Consider the following 8,844-nt stretch of genomic DNA (forward strand, 5'->3'; position numbering starts at 1 on the left):
CCAGATCAAGCGAAGGTGCTGCCTTATGGCCGAAAGTGCAAATCCCGTCTCCTCCCCCAGTGCTGATATGCCCGCAGCCATCGGCCATACGCCGCTGATCCGTCTGCGCCATGCGTCAGACATCACGGGGTGCGAGATCTACGGCAAGGCGGAGTTCATGAACCCCGGCGGCTCGGTCAAGGACCGCGCGGCGCTGGCCATCATCGATGATGCCGAGCGCCGCGGCACGCTCAGGCCCGGCGGCACGATTGTCGAGGGCACGGCCGGCAATACCGGCATTGGCCTCACCCTCGTGGCCAATGCGCGCGGCTACCGCTCCATCATCGTCATGCCCGAGACCCAGAGCCGCGAGAAGATCGACTTCCTGCGCATGATCGGGGCCGACCTGCGCCTCGTGCCCGCCAAGCCCTTCCGCGATCCGGGCAACTACGTGCATGTCTCGCGCCGCCTGGCGGAAGAGACCGGCGGCGTGTGGGCCAACCAGTTCGACAACACCGCCAACCGCGAAGGCCACCGCCACACCACGGCGCCCGAGATCTGGCAGCAGATGGGCGGCAGGCTCGATGCCTTCACCTGTTCATGCGGCACCGGCGGCACGCTGGCGGGAGTGACGCTGGGGCTGGAGGATGAAGCCCGCAAGGCCGGCGTGGCCCGCCCGCGCATCGTGCTGGCCGACCCCGAAGGCTCGGGCCTGTATGGCTGGGTGAAGTCGGGCGACCTTTCGGTCAGCGGGTCTTCCGTGACCGAGGGCATTGGCCAGTCCCGCGTGACGGGCAACCTCGAGGGGCTGCATTTCGATGATGCCGTGCGCATCCCCGACCCCGAGGCGCTGGAGCAGATCTACAGCCTGCTGATCCATGAAGGACTTTCGGTCGGCGGGTCGGCGGGCATCAACATCGCCGCCGCCATCCGCGTGGCCCGCGCCATGGGGCCGGGGCACCGCATCGTCACCATCCTGTGCGATGGGGGCGCGCGCTACCAGTCCAAGCTGTTCAACCCGGAATTCCTGCGCGGCAAAAACCTGCCCGTGCCATCCTGGCTGGCCTGAAAAGGCTGCGGTCACAGGCATTGAAACGGAGTGAAACACCGGGTGCGGGCCGCTGCGCCATGGTGTAGGATAAGCGCATGAACCCGCTGCCGCATATCCTCATCATTGATGATGACCGTGAGATCCGTGACCTGCTGGCACGCTTCCTCGAACGCAACGAACTGCGCGTCACCACCGCACGTGACGGGCAGGAGGCCCGCCGCCGGTGGGGGGAAGGGCATTACCAGCTGGTCATCCTCGATCTCATGCTGCCGGGCGAGAGCGGGCTGGACATCTCGCGCTGGCTGCGCACGCAGGCCAACGTGCCCATCGTGATGCTCACCGCCATGGGCGATGATACCGACCGCATCATCGGCCTTGAACTCGGCGCGGATGACTACGTGCCCAAGCCCTTCAACCCGCGCGAGCTGCTGGCGCGCATCCGCGCCGTGCTGCGCCGGGCCAGCGACACGCCCGACCCGCGCAGCGTGCCGGTGCTGCACACGCTGCGCTTTGCGGGCTGGTCGCTCGATACCGGGCGCCGGCGGCTGCACAACCCCGAAGGGGTGGAAGTGCCCCTGACCGGCGGCGAATACGACCTGCTGCTTGCCCTGCTCGAACGTGCCAACCGGGTCATGACGCGCGACATGCTGTTCGACCTGCTGCGCGGGCGGCAGGCCGGTCCGTTCGATCGCGCCATTGACGTGGCCATCAGCCGCCTGCGCCGCAAGCTTGAAGATAACGGCCGCAACGCGCAGCTGATCAAGACGGTGCGCGGCGGGGGCTACGTGCTCGCAGCAGAGGTCGAGCGCAGCTGACCCGCCCCATGCAGCCGCTCTCCGGTTCCTCCTTCCTGTCCGCGCCACCACCTGAGGAAAAGCCGCCGGGTGCGTGGCCGCGCCTGTGGCGGCGCCTCCTGCCGCAGTCGCTTGCCGCGCGCACCACGCTGCTGCTGATCGGGGGCCTGGGCATCATCCAGATCATCGGGCTGACCATCCACGCGCTGGACCGGTTCGATTTTGACCAGCGCATGATCTATGAGCGCGCGCGCAGCAAGATGTTCACCTATTACCGCGCCATCGTGGAGACCGCGCCCTCGGACCGTGACCGCGAGCTTGCGGCCCTGCCCCTGCCTGATAGCGTGCACATCACGCTGACCCCCGGCCCCGAGCCGGACATGATCAACGCCATGGCGCTGCCGCCCCGCCCCCAGCACCACATGCCGCCGGGTGAGTGGAACGGCGGCCACATGCCCGATGACATGGGGCCGGTGCCCTTCAGCCACGGTGGCCCGCACGGGCCGGGTGGCCCCTTTGGCCCCGACAGCCCCGGCGGCCCGCATGGATTCGGCCCGGAAAATGACCCCGGCATGGGGCCGCTGCCGCAATCAATGCGCCCCGAGCAGGTGCTGATCTCGCCCGCATCGGGGCGCAGGCGGGCGGTGGCCTTCCTCCTGCCCGATGAGCGGCGGTGGGTCACGATCCATTACATCCTGCCCCGGCCCAGCCCGTTCCGCTCGCCCACCTTTCCCATCGCCTTCCTCATCATGACCTTCGCGGGTGGCATCCTGATCCTGTGGGGCGTGCGCAGGCTGATCGCGCCGGTCAGCACGCTCGGCGCCGCCGCCGAGGAGCTTGGCCGCAACGTCAACGCGCCCCCCATGCCCGAGGACGGGCCCAGCGAGGTGGCGCGCGCCGCCCATGCCTTCAACACCATGGCGCACCGCATCCGCCGCTACCTGACCGACCGCACGCTGATGCTGACCGCCATCGGCCACGACCTGCGTACGCCGATCACGCGCCTGAAGCTGCGCGCCGAGTTCATCGAGGATGACGAGATGCGGACCAAGATGCTGGCCGACCTTGATGAACTCGAGGCCATGGTGGCCGCCACCCTGGCCTTTGGCCGCGATGCCTCGCAGCGCGAGCCGATGGGGCAGGTCAACCTGACCGCCCTGCTGCAGACCATTGCCGATGAAGCCGCCGAGACCTATCTCGATGCGGCGGACAACATCGCATTTTCATCGGAAATGCCCGACGTGCTGGTGCGCGCGCGCCCCATGGCGCTCAAGCGCGCGCTGAGCAACCTCGTGACCAACGCGATAAAATATGGCGATGGCGTGCGGATCGTGCTGCTGCCGCCCCACAAGGGCACTGGCGAGGACGACGCTGAATCGACCGTGACCATCCTGATCGAGGATGACGGCCCCGGCCTGCCCAGCGAGGATCTCGAGCGCATGTTCGACCCCTTCGTGCGCGCCGAGCAGAGCCGCAACCGCGAAACCGGCGGCACGGGGCTGGGCCTGTCCATCTCGCGCAATATTATCTGGGGGCTTGGTGGCGATATCCGGCTAGGCAACCGACACCCGCATGGATTACGTGTGACGGTCACACTTGTCTGCTAAGGTCCGATTCCAGTACGGACAATTCAGGATATAGCGCTCGATGCCGGACAGAACACACCGTTATCAGGTCTCCCTTCTCTGGACCGGAAACGGCGAACATGACGGGGCTTCCCGGCAGGCCCATCATCAACGCAGCTACGAGCTGCACTGCACGGGCCGGCCGGTCATTGACGGCTCGGCCTCCCCCGCCTTTCGCGGCGACTCCCAGAAATGGAACCCCGAAAAGCTTCTGCTCGGCGCGCTGTGCGCGGATCACCAGCTCTGGTTCATCCACCTATGCACGGCGATGGGAATCGGCATCCTGTCCTATGCCGACCATGCCGAGGGCATTCTGGAGGAGTTCGAGGACGGGTCATTTTCCTTCACGCAGGTGATCCTGCGGCCCCACGCCGCGCTTTCCACCGCGCATGACGTGCAGCAGGTGATCGACCTGCACCATGATGCCGCCATGCGCAGCTGCATCGCGCGCTCGGTACGCTTTCCCGTGACGTGCGAGCCACGCGTGACCAGCGCGCAATAATTTCTTGCCGCAAGCAGGCGGTTGATGGCATTGCCCGATAATGCTTGATCGTCTGTATGCCCGCGTCACTGCCCTCGCCGCCAGCCGGCATGCCGTTATCTGGCTGGCAGTGCTCGCTTTTGCCGAGGCCAGCGTCTTTCCGCTGCCGCCCGACATCATGCTGCTGCCCATGGTGCTGACACAGCGCGAGCGGGCCTTCCGGCTGGCCGCCATCTGCACCGCAGCCTCCGTGGCGGGGGCGGTGCTGGGCTGGTGCATCGGCTCGTTCCTGCTGGAATACGCGGCCATGCCAATCGTGCATTTCTATCATGCCGAACACACATTGCAGACCCTGCAGGACCGCTTCCGCGAATGGGGGGTGTGGATCATCCTCATCAAGGGGCTGACGCCCATCCCGTTCAAATTCGTCACCATTGCCAGTGGGGCCGCGCATCTGTCGCTGGTGCCGTTCCTGCTGGCCTGCGCGGCAACACGCGGTGCGCGCTTCTTCCTGCTTGCGGCCCTGCTGCGCCGCTATGGCGCGCCGATCCAGGGCTTTATCGAACAGCGCCTGCCGCTGGTGGCCGGGCTGTTTGCCGTCGTGCTGGTGGGTGGCATCGTGGCGCTGAAATACATCTGAGGGGGCACCCCTGCCCGCGTGATGGTGTTCGCCCGCCGCAGGCCGTGATAGGGTGCCGATCGTGATTTTCAGCCCGCGCGGCGTTGCCCGCGCGGTTCTTGTTACCAACGGGTGGGAGCATCATTCATGCCGCAGCAGGTTGCCGTCATTACCGGAGCGGGCGCGGGAATCGGCCGCGCCACGGCCCGCACACTGGCCCGGGCCGGGTGCGATGTCGCCCTGCTGGGCCGCAACCGCGACCGGCTCAATGACGCCGCCGCCGAACTGCGCGAACTCACCGTGCGCACCCATATCGTCTGCGCCGACGTGGCCGATGCGGCGGCAGTGGAACAGGCAGCCGAGGAAATAGAGGAAAAGCTCGGCCCCATCACGCTGTGGATCAACTGCGCGGGTGCGACCGTAACCGGGCAGGTCGCAGCCCTTGAAGCCGATGAGATCCGCCGCGCGACCGAGGTCACCTATCTGGGCACCGTCAACGGCACGCGCGCGGCCCTGACGCGCATGCGCCGTCGTGGGCATGGCACCATCGTCAACCTCGACCGGCTGGCCAGCCTGCGGCCGCCGCCGCTGCAGGCGGTGGAAAACGGGGCGCGTGCCGCCGTGCGCGCCTTCTCCGAGAGCATCCGGCCTGAAATCCTGCATGATGGCGACCGCATCCATATCGCGCTGGTGCACCTGCCCGCCATCAACACGCCGCGCTTTTCATGGACACGCAACCACACCGGCAAACGCCTCAAGCCGATGGGGCCGGTCTATGAGCCTGAAATCGCCGCCGAGGCCATCTGCCGCGCCGCCTTCGGGCGCGAGCGTGATATCTGGGTTGGCCTGTCGGGCGTGTACAACTGGGCGCTGTCCACCTTCCTGCCCGGCCTGTCGGACCGCTGGCTGTCGGGCAAGGGCTACGCGAAGCAGCTGGAAAAAACCCCGGTGGCTGGCAATGAGCCCGATGACCTGTATGAAACCGTGCCCGGCGCCTATGCCGCCCATGGCCGGTTTGACATGGTCACGCGCAAGGCCATGCCGTTCCTGCTGACCAGCCGCCACGCCCAGTTTGCCACCGTAACGGGGCTGATGGGCATCGTGCTGCTGGCCCTGCACCGTAAAAAAAGCTGAAAAACTGATAAAAGTTTTTGGTGAAGCTTTTTTCAAAAAGCTTCGAAGAACGCCGCCTTTTTGCAAAAAGGCGGCACCCAAAAACTTTTATCTGTAAAACGCCCTTCCCGCTCAGGCGGGAATGGACGTGCGTGCCTCGGTCGTGCTGCGGCACAGGTCACCCGCCCACACCCACCAGTGCGCACCAGCCTGCTGCACGGCGGCCTGCGCCGCACGGGCGGCCTCGGGGCTGTCGAACAGGGCAAAGCACGTGGCGCCCGAGCCACTCATGCGTGCAAGGCGGCAGCCGGGTGCGGCCCGCAGGGCATCGAGCACGGTCACGATTTCCAGGCAGATGGCGCAGGCGGCCTCCTGCAGGTCATTGGTCTGGGCATCAAGGTCGCGCACCATATCGGCCAGCGTGGCCCAGACGGGCGGCAGCGTGGCGCGGGGGGTAAAGACCGGCGCGCGGGCCCTGAACACCTGCGGGGTGGAGACGCTCTGCCCGCAATTGACCAGCATCATGCCACAGGGCGGGAGATGGGGCGCGGGTGAGAGTTCCTCACCGATTCCCTCCATGCGCGCCGCACACTGATCGAGGCAGACCGGCACATCCGCGCCAAGCCGCGTGGCCAGCGCCATGAGTGTTGCGCGTGGCAGGTCAAGATTCCACACCCGCAGCAGCAGCCGCAGGGCCGCAGCCGCATCAGCCGAGCCACCGCCAATGCCCGAGGCCACGGGCAGTTCCTTGTGCAGCGTGATCGCGACATCCGGCAGGGCGCGCGCGGCATCCGCGCCAATCTGTTCGCGCAGGATCGCCCCTGCGCGCACGATCAGGTTATCGGCACAGTCCTCGCCGCCCAGCCCGGCGGAAAACCGGCCCTTGATGTCAAGCGCCACATGGCCGCCCCGCCCGCTGCCCGTTGTCAGGTCCAGCCGGTCCGCAGCGCCTGCGAATACGGCAAGGCTGTCAAGCAGGTGATAGCCATCCGCCTGCCGTCGCCCCGTGACATGCAGGTACAGGTTGATCTTGGCATGAGCCAGTTCGTGCAGCGACGACATCAGTGACGGGTTCCATTTGGCTGGGAAGGAGAGGAAGGCGGCGTTGCCACCGGCTTGAGGTCGGCAGGCAGGGCCATGGGCCTGTGGGCCTGCCAGGCATGGGCATAGTCCAGCGCCGCCGTGATCTTGCGGCGATCCATCGGGTCGGGCTGGAACTGGATGGCGTTCTGCCATTCATTGACCGCCTCCAGCCTGCGGGCCGCCATCCAGTAGGCCACGCCAAGGTGGTAGTTGATGGCCGGGTCCTGCGGCATCTGCTCCACCGACTGCTCGAGCAGCGGCAGGCCCTCCGCCACATGGCCCAGCCGCATGAGCACCCAGCCCACGCTGTCGCGGATCTGGTTATCAGACGGGGCAAGTGCGAGCGCGCGGCGCAGATAGGATTCGGCCAGAGCCGGGTTCTCGCCGTGCTCGACCATGGAATAGCCAAGGTAGTTCAGCAGTTCCGCCTCGTTGGGCGCAAGCTGGAGGGCATGCTGCAACAGCACCCGCGCCTGCGGCCAGTGGTTCTGGCGCTCCTGCGCTATGGCCTGGCCAAACAGCAGCCGCCAGTCATCGCCTTCCAGCCGGTGGGGGGTGAGTGCGGTGGCGTGCTGGTAGGCATCGAGGGCTTCGGGCCATTTCTGCTGGTCGAGCAGGGCATCGCCAAGGCTGCTCCACAACGTGCGGTTATCGGGGGACTGGCGCAGCAGGTCGCGCAGTTCCTGCGCCGCCTGCTCCTTGTGGCCCAGCACCACGTCAAGATCGGCCTGCTCGGCGCGGTAGACGGGCAGCAGCGGGTCACTGGCCGGGGCGCCATCAAAGGCGGCGCGCGCCTGGCGGTCCTGCTTGCGGGCATGCAGCATGGAGGAGAGCAGCAGCCGTGCCTCCGAATCCGCAGGGTCAAGGGTGAGCGCCATGCGCAGCATCATCTGCTCGGTGCCGCGCAGGGTGCCGATTTCCATCGCGGCATCGCCCGCCGCGCGGTCTTCATCCGCACCCTCATGGGCATAAAGCTGCTGGTCGATCAGCAGCGCCACCAGCCCGTAAGCCTGCGCCAGGCCCTGGGTCGCGTGGCTCACCACCGGGTGCTGGAGCATGGCCATGATGTTGCCGCGCGCCGTTTCCAGCACTGGCATGGCCGCGATGCGCTGGTTGATCAGGTCGCGCGCCGCCGCTTCCTGCCCCTGGGTGACGAGCCAGCGCGCCATGACGATTGTGGTGAACAGGTCGCCACTGCCCTTTTCCGCCGCCTGGCGGAACAGGGTATCGGCACGCATCTGCATGCCGCCAAGCTGGGCGATCAGGGCCGAGTGCAGGGTATAGTAGCCGCCCAGCCGGGCATCGACCTCGGCTGGCGCAAGGGCGGCAAGGGCCTCGTCCGTCTTGCCCGCGCCCTGCAGCGCCCAGGCGCGCAGCAGCGGGCGCAGCAGGCCCATGATCTGGTCGGCCGGCGCGTTCTGGTAATGCGTCACCGCCTCATCCCACTGCCCCGCAAGGGCTGCAGCATTGCCCATGATCAGTTCGGGCATCACGCCGGGGGGCTGCGCATGGGCAAGGGCTGCCGCCTGCGGGCTGCCTGCAAGGATGCTGTAGAAAAACGCCCGCTCGCCAAACAGCCGGAAGGTGGGCGCAAGCCCTGCCGCCACGCCATAGGCCCGCGCGGCCTCGGCATTGTCGCCCTCGGCCGCGGCCACGTTGCCCACGAGCAGGTTGGTGGCCAGATCCTGCCTGCCCGCCTCGATGATGGGGTCAACCGGCGGGGCGGCCCGCATTTCACGGTTGGGAATCCCGGCAAGGAGCGGTACAACAAGGGAGGCCACGACCATGCGTGACAGACGAGGTAAGAGCATGACGCCAGAATCTATCGCGTGCGGCGTCCGCTGCCAAACCCTGAGCGGGGAGGCAGGACGGCGCGCGGCTGCATGGCCCGTGCCCGTGCGGGATATATCCATCCGATGACTGATTCCCTGTCCCTGTTACGCCTTTATGTAGAGTGGGGCGCGGATGACGCGCTGGACCCCGCCCCGCATGACAGGCTCGCGCTTCCCACGCCGCAGCACAACCCTGCCCCTTCTGCACAGCCCCTCCCCATACAGCCAGATGCGGTATGGGGAGGGGCTGTGCAGAAGGGGCAGGGT

General features: G+C 67.1%; 8 protein-coding genes and 1 pseudogene. 7 read left to right on the forward strand and 2 right to left on the reverse strand.

The features are described from left to right. The first annotated feature begins 25 nt into the window (after positions 1 to 25). The 6 genes from DV027_RS04620 (at position 26) to DV027_RS04645 (ending at position 5,683) form a co-directional block, all read left to right on the forward strand. On the forward strand, positions 26 to 1,048 hold the full coding sequence (locus DV027_RS04620) for a cysteine synthase A (RefSeq protein WP_130730763.1): 1,023 nt from the start codon (positions 26 to 28) through the stop codon (positions 1,046 to 1,048). Positions 1,049 to 1,125: 77 nt separating this feature from the next. Next, positions 1,126 to 1,845 carry a response regulator gene (locus tag DV027_RS04625; RefSeq protein ID WP_130730739.1) on the forward strand — a complete coding sequence of 240 codons (720 nt, stop codon included), beginning with the start codon at positions 1,126 to 1,128 and terminating at the stop codon, positions 1,843 to 1,845. A gap of 8 nt (positions 1,846 to 1,853) precedes the next feature. Continuing rightward, on the forward strand, positions 1,854 to 3,431 hold the full coding sequence (locus DV027_RS04630; protein WP_130730740.1) for an ATP-binding protein: 1,578 nt from the start codon (positions 1,854 to 1,856) through the stop codon (positions 3,429 to 3,431). Positions 3,432 to 3,471: 40 nt separating this feature from the next. Next, positions 3,472 to 3,951, forward strand: a complete 480-nt coding sequence (locus DV027_RS04635; RefSeq protein ID WP_110569971.1) for an OsmC family protein — start codon at positions 3,472 to 3,474, stop codon at positions 3,949 to 3,951. Positions 3,952 to 3,991: 40 nt separating this feature from the next. Then, complete coding sequence (locus DV027_RS04640) at positions 3,992 to 4,570, forward strand: YqaA family protein (protein WP_130730741.1); 579 nt, start codon at positions 3,992 to 3,994, stop codon at positions 4,568 to 4,570. A 126-nt stretch (positions 4,571 to 4,696) separates the two neighbouring features. Further along, a complete protein-coding gene (locus DV027_RS04645) occupies positions 4,697 to 5,683 on the forward strand; it encodes an SDR family oxidoreductase (RefSeq protein ID WP_130730742.1) in 987 nt (328 codons plus the stop codon). A 111-nt stretch (positions 5,684 to 5,794) separates the two neighbouring features. On the opposite strand, the gene DV027_RS04650 is transcribed toward DV027_RS04645, so the two are convergent. Beyond that, the gene (locus tag DV027_RS04650; RefSeq protein ID WP_130730743.1) at positions 5,795 to 6,724 is read right to left on the reverse strand and encodes a 4-(cytidine 5'-diphospho)-2-C-methyl-D-erythritol kinase; all 930 of its coding nucleotides are present in this window, start codon (positions 6,722 to 6,724) and stop codon (positions 5,795 to 5,797) included. After that, positions 6,724 to 8,556, reverse strand: coding sequence for a tetratricopeptide repeat protein (locus DV027_RS04655; RefSeq protein ID WP_242621726.1), 1,833 nt, complete (start codon positions 8,554 to 8,556; stop codon positions 6,724 to 6,726). The genes DV027_RS04650 and DV027_RS04655 overlap by 1 nt, the downstream gene beginning before the upstream one ends. Before the next feature lie 105 nt (positions 8,557 to 8,661). Between DV027_RS04655 and DV027_RS04660 the strand changes: the two are divergent. Continuing rightward, positions 8,662 to 8,844, forward strand: a pseudogene (locus DV027_RS04660) (hypothetical protein); the annotation flags it as partial.

This window comes from Komagataeibacter xylinus (genome assembly GCF_004302915.1).
In the GTDB taxonomy this organism is placed as follows: Bacteria; Pseudomonadota; Alphaproteobacteria; order Acetobacterales; family Acetobacteraceae; genus Komagataeibacter; species Komagataeibacter xylinus_C.